Raw genomic sequence first — 19644 nt, 5'->3', positions numbered from 1 at the left:
CGTCGTCGGCGGATCGGCCGGTTTCGGCCCACCGGCCCCGCCAGCCGGTCTACTGTGGAAACGGCTGGTGACTTGTGCTGTTCCGGTGGCGGGCCGCCCCATACCGGTGCACAGTGATCCCATGAGCGACAGCGGACGTGGACGCTACTACTGGTGTACGCGACACCACCGGGTCGAGACCGAGGCCAACATGTGTGCGGCCCGGCACGTTCTCGGACCGTACGCCTCAGCCGCCGATGCGGAGAACGCCCTGCAGCAGGTGCAGGAGCGCAACGAAGCGTGGGAGGCCGAGGACGCTCGCTGGGTCGGGGAGGACAAGGAGTAGACGACGCGGGACGCCTCCCGCGTCGAGAGCACCGCGTGCGCCGCGAGGGCGGTGACACGTCCCCAAGGAGGGAACCGAGATGGCCGAAGCACAGCAGGCCACCCGCCCGGCCGCGAAGCGTACCCCCGCGCGGAGAACCGCCGCGACGGAACGTACCGCGGGCATGACCCGCACCCCGTCCAGTCGCCGGGCCGACGGCACCGCGCCGGCCGTCCGGACGATGGCTGGCGCGCGTGCCTCGGCGACCACGAGCACCGCCGCCACGACACCGGTGAAGAAGGCACCCACGAAGACGACCGCCGCGAGAAAGACCACGGCGAAGACGACCGCAGCGAGCAAGGCACCCGCGAACAAGGCGGCGAGCAGGGCACCTGCGAAGAAGGCCACCACGGCGAGGAGCACGGCGACGGCGAGCAGGCCGACGACGACCGGTACCTCCACGGCAGCGGCCCGCAAGACGACGGCGACCAAGGCGAGTGGGACCAGGGCAAGTGGGACCAGGGCAGCCGCGAACAAGGCACCTGCCACGGCGACCGCGACCAAGACGACCTCGACCAAGGCACCTGCGAAGAGGGTGACCGCCGCGAAGAAGGCGACCTCGACCCGGCCGACGACCAGCGCGCGGAAGACCGCCGCGAAGAAGGCCCCCGCGACGAAGACCGCCGCGAAGAAGGCCCCCGCGAAGAAGGCCCCCGCGACGAAGACCGCCGCGAAGAAGGCGCCTGCGACGAAGACCGCCGCGAAGAAGGCCGCGACCCGGAAGGCGACCACCGCTGCGCCGGCCCGCAAGACGGCGCCGGCCCGCAAGACGGTGTCCGCGACGAAGGCACCGGCCCGAAAGGCGGTGTCGGCGTCGACCGCGAAGAAGGCACCCACCAGCGCGACCGCGAAGAAGACGGCGGCGAAGAAGGCCCCGGCGAAGAAGGCGACCGCAACCAGGACGACCTCGACCAGGGCGTCCGCGACCAAGGCGTCCGCGACCAGGGCCCCGGCGAAGAAGACGGCGGCGGCGAAGAAGGCGACCTCGGCCCGGCCGACGGCGACCGCGCGGAAGACCACGGCGCGGAAAGCGTCCGCGAAGTAAGCCGCCAGCACCGCCGGCTGACCTGGCGTACGCCCGAGGGCCCGTCGGTCGGGGGAGGGCGCGACGGGCGCGACCTGTCAGGATTGGCCCATGGTCATCCGACGCGTCCTCGCACCGCGTATCGACTTCGGGGCCCTGCGCCGTGAGTTGGGGTTGCCCGACGACTACCCGCAGGAGGCGCGGCGGGAGGCCGACGAGGCCGCCGCCGCGCCACCCCGCCCGGCCGTCGACCGCACCGACATCCCGCTTGTCACAGTCGACCCGCCCGGCTCGCGGGACCTCGACCAGGCGATGCACCTGAGCCGCCGCGCCGGTGGCGGCTTCCGGGTGCGGTACGCGATAGCCGACGTCGCCGCCCACGTACGCCCGGGTGGTGCCCTGGAGGAGGAGACCTGGCAGCGGGGGCAGACCGTCTACCTGCCCGACGGCAACGTGCCGCTGCACCCGCACAGCCTCGGTGAGGGCGCGGCCAGTCTGCTGCCCGACGTCGACCGGGCGGCCGTGCTGTGGACCATCGACCTGGACGCCGACGGTGCCACCACCGCTGTGCGGTTGGAACGCGCCCTGGTGCGCAGCCGAGCCCAGCTGGACTATCCGACGGTGCAGGTCGACGCCGACGCGGGTCGGTTGCCGGAGCCGATCGCCCTGCTGCCCGAGATCGGGGCGCTGCTCACCACCCGGGGGCTGCGCCGCGGGGCGATCAACCTGCCCATCCCCGAGCAGGACGTGGAGGCCGACGGCGACGGCTGGCGGTTGGTGCTGCGGGCCCCGGTGCCGATGGAGGAACACAACGCGCAGATCTCCCTGCTGACCGGGATGGCCGCCGCCGACCTGATGCTGGCCGGCGGGATCGGCCTGCTGCGGACGATGCCCGCGCCGAAACCGGAGGCCGTGCAGCGGTTGCGGGCGGCGGCCGCCCCGCTGGGCGTGCACTGGCCGGACGAGGTCAGCGTCGGTGAGTTGCTGCTCGGGTTGGATCCCGGGCAGCCCCGGGACGCCGCCTTCGTGGACCAGGCGGCCGAGTTGATGCGGTCGGCCGCGTACACCGCCTTCGACGGCGAGCTGCCGGAGCAGTCGACGCACGGCGGGGTCGCGGCCGCGTACGCCCATGTCACGGCCCCGCTGCGGCGACTGGCCGACAGGTACGCCACGGAGGTCTGCCTGGCCCTGCACGACGGCCGGGCGGTGCCCGACTGGGCCCGCGCGGCGCTGCCCCGGCTGCCTGCGGCGATGGCCGCCACCGACCGGGTCGCGTCGACGGCCAGCCGGGGCGCGATCGACCTGGCCGAGGCGGTCCTGTTGCAGCATCGGGTGGGTCAGACGTTCGACGCCGCCGTGCTGGACGTGACCGCGCCCTCGAACGGTCGGGGGAACCGGCCGCCCGGCGGCACTGTCGCGCTTGACGATCCGCCGGTACGGGCCCGCTGCCTCGGCGAGTTGACGCTGGGTACCCGGGTGCGGGTCCGGTTGGTGACCGCCGACGCGGCCACCCGGTCGGTCGCCTTCGAGCTCGCCTGACACTGCCCGTCGTGCCGTCGCCGCGCGCAGCGTGCGATGTCACAACGGCAGTCGGTGCTGTCAGCCGGGTGCGACTGCAAGGATGACGACCATGGCATACGACCCCAGTGACCTGCCCGACGTCTCCGGGCTCACGGTCGGCATCATCGGCGGCACCGGCGACCAGGGCCGGGGGCTGGCCTACCGCTTCGCCCGCGCCGGTCAGACCGTGCTGATCGGCTCCCGTTCCGCTCAACGGGCCGCGCAGTCGGCCGAGGAGATCGCCGCGCTGCCCGGCGTGCCGGCCGACGGCAGCGTCACCGGGGCGGACAACGACGAGGTGGCCCGCCGCAGCGACGTGGTGATCATCGCGGTGCCCTGGGACGGGCACGCCGCCACCGTCGCCGCGCTCGCCGAGCCCCTGGCCGGCAAGATCGTGGTCGACTGCGTCAACCCGCTCGGCTTCGACAAGCAGGGCCCGTACGCGCTGCCGGTGCCCGAGGGCAGTGCGGTCCAGCAGGCCGCCGCGCTGCTGCCCGAGTCTCGGGTCGGCGCGGCGTTCAACCACGTCAGCGCGCCGCTGCTGGCCGACCCGGAGATCGACCGGATCGACCTGGACGTGTTGATCTGCTCCGAGGACCGGGACCTGGTCGGTGTCGTCGCCGCCCTCGCCGCCCGGATCCCCGGCATGCGGGGCGTCTACGCCGGGCGGCTGCGCAACGCCCATCAGATCGAGGCGTTCACCGCGAACCTGATCGCGATCAACCGGCGGTACAAGACCCACGCCGGAGTGCGTGTCACCGATCTCTGACCAGACAGTGGTGTGGCCCGGCCCTCAGGGCCGGGCCACACCAGGCAACGGTCAGAAGTTGATGTCGACGCCGGTTTCCTTGCAGGCCGCCGTGAGGTTCGCGGCGGTCTTCTGGAAGGCAGGCTTGTCACCGGCCGCGACCGGGTCGGACGACTCGGCGACCTCCGTCACCGCGGTCTGGAACTCCTTCACCGCGGTGGCCACCTTGCTGTCCGTGCTTGCGGCGTCGGCGGCCTCGCCGAGTGCCACGGCCATGTCGGTGTAGGTCTCCGACAGCATCTTGACGGTCGGCTCCTTACCGGCCTGGAGCGCGTCGAACAGCACCTGCTTCGACTCGTCCCCGGCCTCCTTCACGGCCTCACAGATCTTCTTGTCGCCCCCCGCATCCGCTGCGGCCGGTGCCGAGGCATCCGGGGTGGGTGCGGCGCTGGTGGCTGCGGGCGCGGTGGTGGCCGAAGCGGACGTGGCCGGCGCATCGGTGTCGTCCCCGCCGCAGGCGGTGAGGGTGAAGGCCGTGACCCCGGCCAGGGCGAGTGCGAAGAGACGATTACGTTTCACGGTCGCGAAGCGTAGTGGCCCCTGTCCAGCGGCCTGTTTCCCGGGCCGCCGACATCCGATCTTGAGGTGCCCCGGTGCGCCGTCAGAAGGTGTGTTCGGCGGCCGGGAACTCGCCACCACGGACCTCGTCGGCGAAGCGGCGGGTCGCCTCGCCCAGCGCGCCGGCCAGGTCGGCGTAGCGCTTCACGAACCGCGGCGCGCGGCCGGTCCGCAGGCCGGCCATGTCCTGCCAGACGAGCACCTGGGCGTCGGTCTCCGGCCCGGCGCCGATCCCCACCGTGGGGATGCTCAACTCGCCGGTGATCCGCTTGGCGACCGCACCCGGCACCATCTCCAACACCACCGCGAAGGCGCCCGCCTCGGCGACCGCCCGGGCGTCGGCGACCACCTCCTCGGCGGCGTCACCCCGGCCCTGCACCCGATATCCGCCGAGGTTGTGCTCGCTCTGCGGGGTGAAGCCGATGTGCGCCATCACCGGGATGCCGGCGCCGACGATGGCGGCGATCTGGTCGGCGCAGCGCCGGCCGCCCTCCAGCTTCACCGCGTGGCAGCCGCCCTCCTTCATGAACCGTACGGCGGTGCGCAGCGCCTGCGTCGGCCCCTCCTCGTACGAGCCGAAGGGCAGGTCGCCGACGACGAGCGTCTGCCGGGTGGCCCGGACCACCGCCCGGACCAGGGGCAGCAGCTCCTCGGCGGTCACCGGCAGAGTCGTCTCGTAGCCGAACACGTTGTTCGCCGCCGAGTCACCGACGAGCAGCACCGGGATGCCGGCGGCGTCGAAGATCGACGCCGTGTACTGGTCGTACGAGGTGAGCATCGCCCACTTCTCGCCGCGCTCCTTGGCGGCGATCAGGTCGCGGGTGCGGACCCGGCGGGTGGCCGGGCCGCCGTAGAGGGCGGTCACCTCGGCCGGAGTGGATTCCACCATGACGAATCTCCTTTCCTCGAGGCCGCGTACGCGGTCCCCGGGCACTGCGGCGATCGTCGCACCGTCGGCTCCGCTCGCGACAGGTCGCAGTGGAGGAATTCACTCCCCGGCGCTCAACCGTCCTCGCGCCACCGGTTGGTGATCGGCAGCCGTCGGTCGCGGCCGAACGCCTTCATGGAGATCTTCGTGCCGGGCGCGGACTGGCGTCGTTTGTACTCGGCGGTATCCACCATCCGCAGCACCTTGTCCACGACCGCCGCGTCGTGGCCGGAGGCCACCAGGCCGTCGCGGCCCAGGTCACCGTCGACGTAGCCGATCAGGATCGGGTCGAGCACGTCGTAGTCGGGCAGCGTGTCGCTGTCCAGCTGGCCCGGGCTCAACTCGGCGCTCGGCGGCTTGCCGATCGAGTTCTCCGGGATCGGCGGCGTACCGCCCAGCCGGGCCGCCTCGGCGTTGCGCCACTTGGCCAGCCGCCACACAAGCGTCTTCCACACGTCCTTGATCGGGTTGAAGCCGCCGACCGAGTCGCCGTAGAGGGTGGAGTAGCCGACCGCCAGTTCGCTCTTGTTGCCGGTGGTGAGCACCAGGTGGCCCTCCTGGTTCGACAGGGCCATCAGGATCACCCCGCGTACCCGGGCCTGGAGGTTCTCCACCGCCACCCCGGACAGCGACAGGTTCGCCAGGAAGGTGTCCACCATCGGTTGGATCGGCTCGATCCGGTAGTCCAACCCGGTGCGCTTGGCCAGGTCGGCCGCGTCTTCCCGGCTGTGCTCGGAGGAGTGCTGGCTGGGCAGCGAGACGCCGACCACCCGGTCGGGACCGAGCGCGTCCACCGCGATGGCCGCCACCACCGCCGAGTCGATGCCGCCGGAGAGGCCCAGCACCACCGACGGGAAGCGGTTCTTGTTCACGTAGTCGCGCAGCCCGAGCACCAGCGCCTGCCACACCTCCGCCTCGTCGGCGACCGGCTCGATGACCCCGCCGAGCGCCGCCGGGCCGTCCGGGGTGGGCGGGAGGCCCTCGACCGTACGCCTTACCAGCCGCAACCCGTCGCCCACCCGGTCGCCGTCGGCGACCTCGCTCGCGTCGACGGCCGGCGGCACCTGCACGTCGTGGACGAGCAGGTGCTCGACGAACTGCGGCGCCCGGGCCAGCAGCGTGCCGTCCGGCGCGACGATCATCGAGTCGCCCTCGAAGACCAGCTCGTCCTGCCCGCCGACCATGTTGACGTAGGCGATGGTGGCCTGGGACTCGGCGGCCCGGCGGCGCACCACCGGCAGCCGCAGGTCGTCCTTGTTCAGCTCGTACGGCGAGCCGTTGATGCTGACCACCAGTCCGACGTCGGCCTGCCGGGCGGCGGCGAACGGCCCACCGGCCTGCCACAGGTCCTCGCAGATGGTCAGCGCCACGTCCACGCCGCCGAGCCGTACGACAGTGAGCGTGTCCCCGGGCACGAAATAGCGGTCCTCGTCGAAGACGCCGTAGTTGGGCAGGTGATGCTTGAAGTAGGTGATCCGCACCTCACCCCGGTGCAGCAGCGCGGCGGCGTTGCGGGCCCCGCGGCCCGGCTCGGCGTCCCCGCTGACCTGCGGCGGCCCGTCGGCGTCCAGGTAGCCCACCACGATCGGCACCGCACCGAGGCCGTCGGCGGCGAGGTCGGTGGCGAGCCGGTCCAGTGCCGCCTTCGACGCGGCGACGAAGGACCGCCGGAAGACCAGGTCCTCCACCGGGTAGCCGGTCAGCACCATCTCGGGGAAGAGCACCAGCTGGGCGCCGGCGTCGGCGGCGCGGCGGGACCAGGCGCGGACGATGTCGGCGTTGCCGGTGAGGTCGCCGACGCTGGGGTTGACCTGGCACAGGGCGAGACGCAGGGTGGGCATGTCCTCATCTTGCCCCAGCGGGATGAGGTCGACACGTCGGCGTGGGCAGCCGATGCCCTCCGGTCCGGGCCGCCGACCGTACGTCGGGACTGCGCGGGACGCGGCGTCGGCGGTTCGCGTAACGTCTGCGTAATCGGGCCGGTGAAGACTGGTCGGTCAGGTCGGGTAAAGCCCGGTCGAAGGCGGACATAGAGTCGCGGAAGGTTGAGGCAGTGGACCGTCAGCAGGAGTTCGTCCTCCGTACGCTGGAAGAGCGGGACATCCGCTTCGTCCGGCTCTGGTTCACCGACGTGCTCGGCACGCTCAAGAGCGTCTCGGTCGCCCCCGCCGAGTTGGAGGCCGCCTTCGACGAGGGCATCGGGTTCGACGGCTCGGCGATCGAGGGCTTCGCCCGGGTCTTCGAGTCGGACATGGTGGCCATGCCCGACCCGACGACGTTCCAGGTGTTCCCCTTCGAGGGTGGGGTCAGCGGCGAGAGCGCCCGGATGTTCTGCGACATCCTGCTGCCCGACGGCAGCCCGTCCTGGGCCGATCCGCGGCACGTGCTGCGTCGGGCGCTGTCCCGGGCGGCGGAGAAGGGCTTCACCTTCTACACCCACCCCGAGATCGAGTTCTTCCTGCTGGAGAACGGGCCGGCGGACGGCTCGGTGCCGATCCCGGTGGACACCGGCGGCTACTTCGAGCACACCACCCATGCGGTGGCCCGCGACTTCCGCCGTCAGGCGGTGCTGGCGCTGGAGCGCATCGGCATCTCGGTGGAGTACAGCCACCACGAGGTGGCCCCCGGCCAGCAGGAGATCGACCTGCGCTACGCCGACGCGCTGACCACCGCCGACAACATCATGACCTTCCGGCACGTGGTGAAGGAGGTGGCGCTCTCCACCGGGGTGCAGGCCACCTTCATGCCCAAGCCCTTCACCGACCAGCCGGGCAGCGGCATGCACACCCACCTGTCGCTGTTCGAGGGGGAGCGCAACGCGTTCCACGACCCCAGCGACCCGATGAAGCTGTCCAAGGTGGCCCGGGCGTTCATCGCCGGGCTGCTGGCGCACGCACGGGAGTACACCGCGGTCACCAACCAGTGGGTGAACTCCTACAAGCGACTGTTCCCGCAGGCGCTGCCGGACCGGGTCACCGAAAGCCCGGCGTACGTCTGCTGGGGGCACCTGAACCGTTCCGCGCTGGTCCGCGTCCCGGCGTACGGCAAGCCGAACTCGGCCCGGGTGGAGATCCGTTCGCCCGACTCGGCGGCCAACCCGTACCTCGCCTTCGCGGTGCTGCTCGGCGCCGGCATGAAGGGCATCGAGGAGGGGTACGAGCTGCCGCCGGGCGCCGAGGACGACGTCTGGGCGCTGAGCAGCGCCGAGCGGCGGGCCATGGGGTACGAGCCGTTGCCGGAGAACCTGGCCGAGGCGATCGACGTGATGGCCGGCTCGGAACTGGTCGCCGAGGTGCTCGGCGAGCACGTCTTCGACTTCTTCCTGCGCAACAAGCGCTCCGAGTGGGAGCAGTACCGCCGCGAGGTCACCCCGTACGAGCGTCAGCACTACCTGTCGCTGTAACCCGACCGCCGCTGCCGGCCGTTGCGGCCTGCCGCTATCGTCTCGATCACCGTGCCGGCGCCCTGCCGGTCGGAGATGACGGTCGGGGAGGCAGTCGGTGTTGGAGGATCTGCTCAGCGGAGCCTGGCAGAGTGTGGTGTTCGGTGTCGTGGGCGTCGGTCTGATGGCCGCCGGCTTCGGGCTGGTCGACCTGCTCACCCCCGGCAAGCTGCGGGACCTGATCTGGGTGCGTCGTAACGCCAACGCCGGGTTGCTGCTCGCCGCCAACCAGCTCGGCGTCGCGGGGATCGTGTTCACCGCGATCCTGACCAGCTACCACGACTTCGCCAAGGGGCTGGCGTCCACGGTGCTGTTCGGACTGATCGGTCTCGGCATCATGGCGCTGGCCTTCGTCGTGCTGGACCTGCTCACCCCGGGCAAGCTCGGCGAGGTGGTCTGCTCCGACGAGCCGCACCCGGTGGCGAAGGTCAGCGCCGCCAGCCACTTCGGTGCCGCGCTGATCGTCTGCGCCTGCATCGCCTGAGCTGATCGAGCGTCCACCCCGGTCGGGCACCTGCCCGACCGGGGTGTGTCGTGTCCGGGGAGATATCGGCGAGATGCCGCACCCGTCCTGCCCGGTGTCACCCGACGGTCACGTACCCGTGCCGGGTGTCACTTGCCGGCGGTGTCGTCCTGACCGGCCTTGTCGCCCTTGGCGCCGGGGCCACCGAAGACGCCGGCCTCGACGGCCGCGGTGATCGCGTCGGCCTGCTCCTGGGTGAGCTTGCCCTCCTCGACCGCCTTGGCGAGCCGCTCGGCCATGGCCTCCTTGCGGTCCTCGGGGGAGTGCTGCGGCCCGCGGTCGCCACCGCGCTTGTGCTCGCCGCCACGGTGCTGGTCACCACCGCGACCCTCGGGACGCTCGCCTTCCGGCTTGCCCTGCGGCTTGTGCTGCTCGCGGAGCTTCTCCAGGGCCTCGGTCACCTTGTCGGCGGGCACGCCCAACTCCTCGGCAAGCGCCTCGGCGAACGCCTGGTGGCGCTCCCCGCGCTCGTCCTTGCGGTCCTCGGTGCTCGTGCTGGCGCTCGGGCTCGGGGTGGCCTTGTCGTCGGCGAGCGCCACGGTGGGAGCGGCGATCCCCACGGCGAGCACACCCGCGGCAGCCAGTCCGCCCAGCAGGTGCTTCTTCGAAATCGTGCGGGACATCGGTCCTCCAACTCGTAGGTGATGCGATGACGTCACCGACAGTGACCCGCCAGTCTGGGTGAGGCCCATGCCGAACCTGTCAGCGAGCTGGCAGTTCGGCCGAAATAATCGGACATGCCCGCCCTCGGGGATCGGTACCGGGACAGACGGTCAGCGAACGGCGGGGGCCACGGTGAGGGTGCCGGCGTCCGCGTCGAGGGTGGCCAGGGTGCCCACCGGGACGGAGAGCTGACCGGGGCCGTGGCCGATCGGCAGCCCGCCCAGCACCGGTACGCCCAGGTCGCCGAGGCGTTCGGTGAGCACGTCGGCCACGCTGACCTCCCAGCCGTCCGCGCAGTCGGTGAACTGGCCCACCGCCACCCCGGCCAGCCCGTCCAGCGCACCGGCGCGACGCAACTGGGTCAGCATCCGATCGACCTTGTACGGCGGCTCCTGCACGTCCTCCAGCAACAGCACCGCCCCGGTCAGGTCCGGCATGTCCGGGGTGCCCAGCGAGGCCACGATCAGGCAGAGGTTGCCGCCCAGCAGCCGACCCACCGCCCGCCCCGGCACCCGTACGGCGAAGGTCTCCTCGGCCTCGACGGCGCGCACGGTGACCGGTTCGGTACGGGTCAGCGCGGCGTGCAGCGACTCGGCGGAGGCCAGCGGGGTGCGCTCGTCGCGCCAGGCCGCCCCCGGTCCGTGCACCCCGGCCAGCCGGGCACCCCGCCACAGCGCCAGTTGCAGGGCGGTGATGTCGGAGAAGCCGGCCACCACCTTCGGGTCCCGGCGCACCGCCGCCATGTCGATCGCGTCCACCACCCGCTGCGCCCCGTAGCCGCCCCGGGTGCAGATGACCCCGCGTACCTGCGGGTCGGCGAAGGCGGCGTTCAGGTCGGCCGCGCGCAGCGCGTCGACCCCGGCCAGGTAGCCCTGTCGGGCGTACACGTTGCGGGCGAGCACGGGCCGCAGACCCCAGCCGGTGAGCAGTTCGATGCCCCGCGCCACCCGCTCCGGGCGGGTCGGCCCGGAGGGGGACACCAGCATCACCGTGTCGCCCTCGCGCAGGGCCGGCGGACGTACGACGTGGTCAGCAGCGGTGTGGTCGGACACAGCCGGAGAGCCTAGTCCCGCGCGCGGCCCCGATCGGCCCGACCGGATAGCCTCGACGACGTGGGAACTGCGTTGGTGATCGAGAACGACCCGACCGACGATGCGCGGCGGTTGGGGGAATGGCTGACCGAGGCGGGGCTGGAGCTGTCCGTGGTTCGCCCGCACGCCGGCGATGAACTCCCCGCCGACCTCGCGGGCTACGCCGCGCTCGTGGTGCTCGGCGGCGACCAGCAGGCCTACCCGACAACCGACGGGACGCCGTCGGCTGCCTGGTTCCCCGACGTGGAGGCGCTGCTGCGTAAGGCGGTCCGGCACCGACTGCCGACCCTGGGCATCTGCCTCGGCGCGCAACTGCTCGCCACCGCCCACGCCGGCGCCGTCGAGCGCAGCCCCGCCGGGCCCGAGGTCGGCCCGGCCGTGGTCGGCCGGCGCGACGCCGCCGAGAACGATCCGCTGTTCCGGTACGTGCCGCTGATCCCGGACGTGTTGCAGTGGCACGCCGACGAGATCACCGAGCTGCCCGTCGGCGCGACCCTGCTGGCCGCCTCCACCCGCTATCCGCATCAGGCGTTCCGCCTCGGCGACCGGGCCTGGGGTCTGCAGTTCCACATCGAGTGCGACACGGCGATGATCGCCGACTGGGCCACCGACTCGGCGTTGCTTGCCGAGCTGGGCTACGACCGGGACCTCGTGGTCGCCGCCTGCGACGCGGTGATGGTCGACGTGGAAGAGGTCTGGCAACCGTTCGCCGTCCGGTTCGCCGCGCTGGCCCTCGGCGAACTGGACGACGACGGGCCGCGCCGCACTCTGCCGCTGCTCGGGCACTGATGGGCCGGCCGACCAGCGCCACCGGCCGGCTCGCCCGGTACGGCTTCGACATCACCGACTCCGACGGCGGTGCCCGCGCCGCCGACCTGCTCGGCCCGACCGGCCTGGACCTGTGGCGACCGCAGACCCAGGAACCCAGTGGCGAGGCGGCCCAGGAGTTGCTCACCGCGCTGTCCCGGGCCGCCGACCCGGACCTGGCGCTGCGCCAACTGCACCGCCTCGTCGAGGCGGAACGCCGCAGCCGTACCGGCGGCAACGGCACGGCCGCCGGTACGGACACGTCCGGGGCCGGCGGCTCGGGTGGTATCGGGGCCGGCTCTGCCCTGCTCGCGGCCCTGCACGACGATCCGGGGCTGCGCCGCCGGCTGATCGCCGTGCTGGGGGCCTCCTCGGCGTTGGGCGATCATCTCGTCGCCAACCCCGACCAGTGGGCGGTGCTGCGTACCGAGCCGGACGGGCTCGCGCCGACCGCCGACGGGCGACTCGACGCGACAGGCGACGGCAATCCGGTGGCGGTGCTGCGTCGGGCGTACCGGCTGGCGTTGTTGCGGATCGCGGCGGCCGACCTGACCGGCGGGCGCGGCCTGGAGCAGACAATGGTCGCCCTCTCCGCGCTGGCCGACGCCACCCTGTCGGCCGCCTACGACATCGCCGTGAGCGAGCTGCCCGAGGGCACCGCAGTGCCCCGGTTGGCCGTGGTGGCGATGGGCAAGTGCGGTGGTGGCGAACTCAACTACGTCTCCGACGTGGACGTGATCTTCGTGGCGGCCGAGGACGACGACCTCGCCGCGGCCACCACAGTGGCCACCCGGCTGATCCACATCTGCGGGTTGGTGGCCTGGCCGGTCGACGCCGCGTTGCGTCCCGAGGGCAACCGGGGTCCGCTGGTGCGCACCCTGGCCAGCCACCTGGCGTACTACCGCCGCTGGGCCCGCACCTGGGAGTTCCAGGCCCTGCTCAAGGCCCGACCGGCCGCCGGTGACCTGGCGCTGGGTCAGGAGTGGATCGACACGCTGGCCCCGCTGCTCTGGCAGGCGGCCGAGCGTCCGGAAGCGGTCGAGGACGTCCGGGCCATGCGTCGCAAGATCATCGACCACATTCCGCCGAAGGAGTTGGAGCGCGAGATCAAACGCGGCCCCGGCGGGCTGCGGGACATCGAGTTCGCGGTGCAACTGCTCCAACTGGTGCACGGGCGCGGCGACGAGTCGCTGCGTACCCCCGGCACCATCCCCGCCCTGCGCGCGCTGGTCACCGGCGGCTACGTCGGCCGGGCCGACGGGGAGGCGCTGCTGCGCGGCTACCGTTTCCTGCGCGGCGTCGAGCACCGTCTGCAACTACAGGGCCTGCGGCGAACCCACACCGTGCCCACCGATCCGGGCGCGCTGAAGTGGCTGGCCACCGCCCTCGGATACGCCGCCAGCCCGGGACGCAGCGCCGTCGAGGCCTTTCGCGCCGAGTGGAACACCCACGCCACCGAGGTACGCCGGCTGCACGCCAAGCTGCTCTACCGCCCGTTGCTGGAGTCGGTGGCCCGGGTGCCGGCCGACGGTCTGCGGCTGACCCCCGAGGCGGCCCGCAACCGGCTGGAGATCCTCGGCTTCGCCGACCCCGCCGGGGCGCTGCGTCACCTCCAGGCCCTCACCGGCGGGGTGAGCCGCACCGCCGCGATCCAGCGCACCCTGCTGCCGGTGCTGCTCAGCGAGTTCGCCGACGCCCCCGAACCGGACCGGGGCCTGCTCAACTACCGTCAGGTCTCCGACTCCCTCGGCAGCACCCCCTGGTACCTGCGGCTGCTGCGCGACTCCGGGCCGGTGGCCCGCCGCCTGGCCCGGGTGCTCTCCTCCTCCCGGTACGCGGCCGACCTGCTCGCCCGCGAGCCGGAGGCGTTGCGCATGCTGGCCGAGGAGAGCGAACTGCGGCCCCGGCCCCGCGACGTGCTCTGCGACGGGTTCGCCGCCGCAGCGGGCCGGCACACCGACCCGGTCGAGGCCATCCGGGCGGTCCGCGCGCTGCGTCGCCGGGAACTGCTCCGCCTCGCCTGCGCCGACGTGCTCAGCCGGGCCGGTTCGCTGGCCCCCTCGCGGGGCGACGGCGAACGGGCCACCCCCGGACTGGCCGACATCACCGCCGTCGGCACCGCCCTCTCCGACGTCACCGACGCCACCCTCGCCGCCGCGCTGCGCACCGCCCGGGCCGCCCAGCCGCCGATGCCGGGCCTGAAATTCGCGGTGATCGGCATGGGCCGACTCGGCGGGTACGAGTCCAACTACCTCTCCGACGCCGACGTGCTGTTTGTCTACGAGCCGCCCGAAGGCGTCAGCGAGAGCGCCGCCAGCGCCGCCGCCCAGGCCATCGCCGAGGAGCTGCGCCGACTGCTCGGCATGCCCGCCCCCGATCCGCCGCTCGGCGTCGACGCCGACCTGCGTCCGGAGGGCCGGCAGGGGCCACTGGTCCGCAGCCTCGCCGCCTACCAGCAGTACTACGCCCGCTGGTCGAGGGTGTGGGAGGCCCAAGCGCTGCTACGCGCCCGCTGCGTCTGCGGCGACGCCGACCTGGGCACCCGGTTCGAACAGCTCGTCGACCCGGTCCGGTACCCGGCCGACGGGCTGACCCGGGAACAGATCATCGAGATCCGCCGGATCAAGGCACGGGTGGAGACCGAGCGGCTGCCCCGGGGCGCCGACCCGGCCACCCACACCAAACTGGGTCGGGGCGGCCTGGCCGACGTCGAGTGGGCGGTGCAGCTGCTCCAACTGCGCCACGCCGGGGCGTACCCGGCGCTGCGCGGCACCCGTACCCTCGACGCCCTAACCGCCGCCCGTGACCTGGGCCTGGTCGACCCGGCGGACGCCGAGGCGATGGCGGCCGGCTGGACCCTCGCGGCGCAGGTCCGCAACGCGCTGATGCTGGTCCGGGGCCGGGCCGGCGACCAGTTGCCCCGGCACGGCGTGGAACTGGCCGGGGTGGTGCGGCTGCTCGGTGCCGAGGACCCCGGTGAGTTCCTCGACGAATACCTGCGCACCGGCCGCCGCTCCCGCACCGCCGCCGAACGCGTCCTGGAGATGTAAGGAAGGGCACCTTATTAACGCCTGCGGTAGAGGAAGGGCCCCTTATTAACGCCGGTAACGGTTGTGGGCGGGGGAGCCGGATCAACTGCCGAGGGTGTACGTGCCGGCGCGCGGCACCGTGACCGCCGTCCAGTCCCCGTCGGCGGCGACGGTGGCGTCGCCGGAGGCGGTCAACCAGCGGCTGTGCCGGACCCGCACCGGCACTGTCGCGGCACCTGTGGTGCGGAACGCGACCGAAGCGCCGTCGGCGTGCAGCAGTTCGCCGGGCGCCCCGACCAGGGGGGTGGGGTCGGTCACCGCGTACAGCCGCCAGTGCCGGTCGGACCAGACCTCGGTCAGGTACGGCAGGCCGCCGTCGACCAGTTCTGCCTCCGCTCGGCCGACCCAGGACAGCGGGGCGTCCGGCACCGCGACGTACTGCACCGCGTTGTCGTCCAGCCAGGCCCGGTAGCTGTCGACGGTCAGCGGCACGCCGGTGCCGGTCGCGCCGGGCACGGTGGTGAAGAACAGCGGGTTGCGGTCGATGTCGGCCTGCCGCAGCCAACCTCGGGCCAGCGGCACCTCGCCCAGCCGGGCGGCCTCCCAGTAGTTGCGGGTCGGCGGCACCTCCAGCCGACCGGTGAGCCCGCGCCGCTCCAGTTCGGCGCGCAGCGGGGCGAAGTAGCCGGGAGCGCTTGTCGGATCGCCGATGCTGCGCAGGTCGGCGGGGACCACCGGCGGCTGCCACCAGCACACCACCGCCAGCAGCACAGCCAACGCGACCGCCCCGACCCGCCGTGGCATCGCACCCACCGACGGCGGCCGAACAGGCGGGACCGGCGGTGGCTGGGCTACCGGGGGGCCCGTCCGCCGGGCCGATCCGAGCCAGGCGGGGCGGTGGGCGGCGGCGGCCAGCAACGGCAGCGCGAACATGGTCGCCAGGCGGGTGGCGTTCAGGCCGACCGGGGTGTGCACCAGCGCCGCCGCGACCACCCCACCGGCGGCCAGCAGCGCCCCGACCCGCACCGGCCGGTACCCGACCAGCGCGGCCACCAGCAGGGCCGTCACCGTCGCCCGGATCGTGTCGGTACGGCTGATGTTCATCCAGCCGCCGTCGCTGAACAGCAGCGCGGTCACGCCCAACGGCAATGCGGCGGTCACCGCCAGGGTCAGCCCGTCGGCGTACCGGCGCGACAGCAGCAGGGCGACACCGGCCAGACCGACGAAGAGACCGGCCACCGGACTGGTCGCCGAGGCCAGCAGCGCCCCGACCCCGGCCAGCACGAGCGGCCACCGACTGCCGGAGCGGACGTGTCGGACGGTGGTTGCTGCCGGTGACAGCGTGGGTCGCCAGGTGAGGGCGAGCAGGGCGGCCAGGCCGAAGGCCACCCCCAGGCCGTACGTGATCCGACCGGAGAGCAGGTTGCCGGCGATGGTGACCACCCCGACCAGACTGCCGAGCAGCGGCCGGGGCACCCGGGTACGGACCAGCAGGGCGGCCAGCGCGGTCGCCGCCGCGACCAGGGCGACGACGCCGGTGAGGCGTACCCCGAGCAGGGCCATCACCGGCTGGGCGAGCAGGCTGTAGCCGAACTGCTGGACCCCGCCGTACCAGCGGAGGTCGACCGGGGTCGGGCCGTGCGCGGCGAAGAAGTCGGCCCGGGCCACCTGCGCCGCCAGGTCCGAACCCATCGCCGGGAGGATGAGGTACGCCACACCGAGCGCACCGGCACACGCGGCGGCCAGCGCCACCACCCGAGAGCCCCGCATGCCCACCTCCGCCCCGCGCTCACGGTACTGGCAGCATGGCGGGCGTGCCCCATCACCTCGTGCGCTGGACTGGACTAGCCGGATCGATCATGTTGGCGGTGGCTGCCTTCCTCGGTGGAGCCCTGCCCGACGGGGACCTGCGACCCGACCCGGTGAAGATCTGGCTCGGCCCGAACGGGCCGTGGATCATCGGGTTGTGGCTGTTCGGCACCATCGCCATGGCGGTGGCCTGGTGGGTGCTGCGGGACCGGGTGCCGTCGGCCCGCTGGGCGTTGACCACCGCCGCCCTGTGGATCCTGCCCTTCCTGGTCACCCCACCGCTGGGCAGCCGCGACGCGTACGCGTACGCCTGCCAGGGGGCGAGCTACGCCAACGGCATCAGCCCGTACGAGTACGGCGTCTCCACCCTGCCCTGCCCCTGGCTGGACACCATGTCGTACATCTGGCGGGACACCCCTGCGCCGTACGGTCCGCTGTTCGTGGTGATCTCCGGCGCGGTGGTCGCCGCGACCGGGTCGCTGCTCGGCAGCATCGCGTTGTTCCGGGTGCTCGCGGTGGCCGGCGTGGTGCTGACGGCGGCCTGCCTGCCGGTGCTGGCCCGCCGCTGCGGCGTGCCGGTCGGTCGGGCGCTCTGGCTGGCCCTGGCCAGCCCGCTGGTGGGGGTGCACCTGATCTCCGGCGTGCACAACGACGCGATGATGGTCGGGCTGATGGTGGCCGGACTGGCCATCGTGGTCACCTGGCCGGGCCGTACCTGGCACCTGTTGGCCGGGGGAGTGGTGCTCGGCCTGGCCGCCGGGATCAAGGTCACCGCGCTGGTGGTGGTCCCCTTCGCGGCGCTGGCCGCGATCCCGAACGGCTTCTCGCTGCGCGGCCTGCTGCGCGACGGTACGCCGGTGGTCGGTGGCGCGGTGGCCACCCTGTTCGGGGTGACCCTCGCCGCCGGCCTGGACCTCGGCTGGATCACCGGGCTCTCGCACGGCAACGAGGTGATCGCCTGGACCTCGCCACCGACCGCCGTCGGACAGACCATCGGCTACCTGGCGTTGCCCTTCGGCCTGCACATCGACGCGCTGCCGGTGACCCGCGGCATCGCCATGGTGGTGCTGGCGGCGCTGCTGGTCTGGCTGTGGTTCCGGGCCCGCTACCGCGAACCGCTGTGGCACGCCGCGCTGGCCCTGACCGCGGCGGTGGCGCTGGCCCCGCTGTTCCACCCGTGGTACTGGTTCTGGCCGCTGGTCCTGCTCGCCGCCACCGCCCACCGCACCTGGTGGTTCAGCGCGGTGACCGTGTACTCGGCGTTCCACGTGCTCGCCGACGGCACCGGGCTGCCCCGGCACACCAAGACGATAGGTGCGCCGCTGATGACCCTGTTCGTGATCGTGGTGGCGGTTCGCTTGGTACGGTCGGCTCGGGCGACTCGCCGACCCGTTCCCGTGGACTGAGGAGAGGTACGCCGGTGACCGAACCCGGCGCCCCCCACCCCGACCCGGCCTCGACCACCGAGGCCGGCTCGACCACCGGCCGCGAGGGCGGCTCGACCGCCGATCGCGAGGCCGGTTCGGTCACCGGCCGTGACCGGGTGGCCCGGTGGATCGGGTTGGCCGGAGCGGTGCTGCTGGCCACCGCCTCCTTCCTGGGCGGTGCGCTGCCGGAGCGGACCACCAACCCTGCGGTCGACGGCCCGTTGACCGTGATCCTCTGGCTGGCCGGCACCACCGCCATGGTCGGTGCCTGGTGGGCGCTGCGTGGTGGTGCGCCGTCGGCGGCCTGGGCGTACCGGACTGCCGGGTTGTGGGCGCTGCCGCTGCTGTTCAGCGCCCCGCTGGGCAGCCGGGACGTCTACTCGTACGCCTGCCAGGGTTGGGTGTACGCCGATGGTGGTGACCCGTACGCCACCGGGGTGGCTGCGGCCGGCTGCCCCTGGCTGGACGCGGTCGCGCCGGTCTGGCGGGACACGGCCGCCCCGTACGGCCCGTTCTTCGTGCTGCTCGGTGCCCTGGCCGTGGTGCTCGGCAGTGGCCTGGTCGGCACGGTGGCGCTGCTGCGGGTGCTGGCGGTGGCCGGGTTGCTGGTGGCGGCGCTCTGTCTGCCCGGGCTGGCCCGGGCGGCCGGCGTGCCGACCCGGCGGGCGATCTGGCTGGTGCTGGCCTGCCCGCTGGTCGGCGTGCACCTGGTGGCCGGTGCGCACAACGACGCGGTGATGCTCGGCCTGCTCCTGCCCGGCCTCCTGCTCCTGGTCCGTCCTCCCGGCCGGCTGCTGTCGGGCCGAAAGGGGGTGCCGGCGGTTGCCGGGCTGCTGGCCGCCGGGGTGCTGCTCGGGCTGGCGGTGTCGGTGAAGGCCACCGCCGTGGTGGTGCTGCCGTTCGCGGCGCTGGCCGCGGTACGCGGTCGACACACGGTCGCGGCGCTGCTGCGCGACGGCGGGCTCCTCGCCGTCGGGGTGGTCGGCGCGCTGGTGGTGACGTCGCTGCTGTCCGGTCTCGGGCTGGGCTGGATCGGTGGGCTGGGCAGCAGCGGGGACACCGTGCAGTGGACCTCGCCGCCGACGGCGGTCGGCATGGTCGTGGACTACGTCGGCAGGTTGGTCGGCCGGCCACCCGGCGCGGTGCCGGTGACCCGTGTCGTCGGCCTGGTGGTGCTGGCCGCGTTCCTCGTCCTGCTCTGGTGCCGAACCTGGTCCGCCCTGCGCACCCCGGCCGCCCGGTCCGACGGAGCCGGAGGGTGGGTCATCAGGTTGGCCGCACGGGCCGGCGTGGTGCGTCCCGCTGATCCGAGGACGCCGCCGGGGGAGCGGCGGTTGATCCTCGGTGCCGCCGGCATGGCGTTGGTGGCGACGGTGGTTCTCGCGCCGGTGTTCCACCCCTGGTACGCGACCTGGCCGCTGGCGCTGCTCGCGGTGACGGCGACGCGTACGGCCTGGTTCGCGCTGCCCTGCGCGGCGGCGTCCTTCCTCGCCCTGCCCGACGGCAGCAACGTGGCCCGGCTGGTGAAGGCACCCGGCGCGGTGGCGATGACCCTGCTGGTGCTGGCCGTGGTGCTCCGCGCACCCTCCTGGCTACGACGCCCTCCCTGAC

15 protein-coding genes are annotated in these 19644 nt (G+C 73.2%); 8 read left to right on the top strand and 7 right to left on the bottom strand.

The features are described from left to right. Window positions 1-226: 226 nt before the first annotated feature. Window positions 227-1420, bottom strand: a complete 1194-nt coding sequence (locus VAB18032_RS32395) for a hypothetical protein (RefSeq protein ID WP_013735233.1) — start codon at window positions 1418-1420, stop codon at window positions 227-229. Window positions 1421-1499: 79 nt separating this feature from the next. Here VAB18032_RS32395 and VAB18032_RS22515 point away from each other — a divergent pair, with 79 nt between their 5' ends. Both VAB18032_RS22515 and npdG read left to right on the top strand, forming a co-directional pair. Next, the gene (locus tag VAB18032_RS22515) at window positions 1500-2927 is read left to right on the top strand and encodes an RNB domain-containing ribonuclease (protein ID WP_013735232.1); all 1428 of its coding nucleotides are present in this window, start codon (window positions 1500-1502) and stop codon (window positions 2925-2927) included. 91 nt (window positions 2928-3018) lie between these two features. Further along, window positions 3019-3717: an NADPH-dependent F420 reductase gene (gene npdG / locus VAB18032_RS22510; protein ID WP_013735231.1), complete on the top strand. Its 699-nt coding sequence runs from the start codon at window positions 3019-3021 to the stop codon at window positions 3715-3717. 51 nt (window positions 3718-3768) lie between these two features. Here npdG and VAB18032_RS22505 read toward each other — a convergent pair whose 3' ends face one another. The 3 genes from VAB18032_RS22505 to VAB18032_RS22495 form a co-directional block, all read right to left on the bottom strand. Next, entirely contained in the window at window positions 3769-4275 is a 507-nt protein-coding gene (locus VAB18032_RS22505; RefSeq protein ID WP_013735230.1) for a hypothetical protein, read from the bottom strand. 82 nt (window positions 4276-4357) lie between these two features. Next, window positions 4358-5203, bottom strand: coding sequence for a 3-methyl-2-oxobutanoate hydroxymethyltransferase (gene panB, locus VAB18032_RS22500; protein WP_013735229.1), 846 nt, complete (start codon window positions 5201-5203; stop codon window positions 4358-4360). A gap of 113 nt (window positions 5204-5316) precedes the next feature. Beyond that, complete coding sequence (locus VAB18032_RS22495) at window positions 5317-7083, bottom strand: NAD+ synthase (protein WP_013735228.1); 1767 nt, start codon at window positions 7081-7083, stop codon at window positions 5317-5319. A gap of 212 nt (window positions 7084-7295) precedes the next feature. On the opposite strand from VAB18032_RS22495, the gene glnA reads away from it, so the two are divergent. Further along, the gene (gene glnA, locus VAB18032_RS22490; protein ID WP_013735227.1) at window positions 7296-8645 is read left to right on the top strand and encodes a type I glutamate--ammonia ligase; all 1350 of its coding nucleotides are present in this window, start codon (window positions 7296-7298) and stop codon (window positions 8643-8645) included. 97 nt (window positions 8646-8742) lie between these two features. Continuing rightward, window positions 8743-9168, top strand: coding sequence for a DUF350 domain-containing protein (locus tag VAB18032_RS22485; protein WP_013735226.1), 426 nt, complete (start codon window positions 8743-8745; stop codon window positions 9166-9168). Between the two features lie 128 nt (window positions 9169-9296). Here the strand turns inward: VAB18032_RS22485 and VAB18032_RS22480 are convergent, their stop codons facing one another. Next, entirely contained in the window at window positions 9297-9830 is a 534-nt protein-coding gene (locus VAB18032_RS22480) for a hypothetical protein (protein ID WP_013735225.1), read from the bottom strand. Window positions 9831-9980: 150 nt separating this feature from the next. After that, entirely contained in the window at window positions 9981-10856 is an 876-nt protein-coding gene (locus VAB18032_RS22475; protein WP_050814783.1) for a S66 peptidase family protein, read from the bottom strand. 126 nt (window positions 10857-10982) lie between these two features. On the opposite strand from VAB18032_RS22475, the gene VAB18032_RS22470 reads away from it, so the two are divergent. After that, the gene (locus VAB18032_RS22470) at window positions 10983-11750 is read left to right on the top strand and encodes a type 1 glutamine amidotransferase (protein WP_043721603.1); all 768 of its coding nucleotides are present in this window, start codon (window positions 10983-10985) and stop codon (window positions 11748-11750) included. Further along, window positions 11750-14818, top strand: a complete 3069-nt coding sequence (locus tag VAB18032_RS22465; RefSeq protein WP_013735222.1) for a bifunctional [glutamine synthetase] adenylyltransferase/[glutamine synthetase]-adenylyl-L-tyrosine phosphorylase — start codon at window positions 11750-11752, stop codon at window positions 14816-14818. Before VAB18032_RS22470 ends, VAB18032_RS22465 begins: the two co-directional genes overlap by 1 nt. A gap of 81 nt (window positions 14819-14899) precedes the next feature. Here VAB18032_RS22465 and VAB18032_RS22460 read toward each other — a convergent pair whose 3' ends face one another. After that, window positions 14900-16567, bottom strand: a complete 1668-nt coding sequence (locus tag VAB18032_RS22460; RefSeq protein WP_043721599.1) for a hypothetical protein — start codon at window positions 16565-16567, stop codon at window positions 14900-14902. Between the two features lie 44 nt (window positions 16568-16611). Here VAB18032_RS22460 and mptB (VAB18032_RS22455) point away from each other — a divergent pair, with 44 nt between their 5' ends. Both mptB (VAB18032_RS22455) and mptB (VAB18032_RS22450) read left to right on the top strand, forming a co-directional pair. Continuing rightward, entirely contained in the window at window positions 16612-18012 is a 1401-nt protein-coding gene (gene mptB / locus VAB18032_RS22455) for a polyprenol phosphomannose-dependent alpha 1,6 mannosyltransferase MptB (protein ID WP_193386268.1), read from the top strand. Between the two features lie 14 nt (window positions 18013-18026). Continuing rightward, window positions 18027-19643 (top strand): polyprenol phosphomannose-dependent alpha 1,6 mannosyltransferase MptB, encoded by a 1617-nt coding sequence (gene mptB, locus VAB18032_RS22450; RefSeq protein ID WP_013735219.1) that lies wholly within the window; start codon window positions 18027-18029, stop codon window positions 19641-19643. Window position 19644: the final 1 nt, after the last annotated feature.

This window comes from Micromonospora maris AB-18-032, assembly GCF_000204155.1.
Lineage (GTDB): Bacteria > Actinomycetota > Actinomycetes > Mycobacteriales > Micromonosporaceae > Micromonospora > Micromonospora gifhornensis.
The sequence above is the reverse complement of the archived record's forward strand: the minus strand, read 5'-3'. Positions and strand labels throughout refer to the sequence as shown.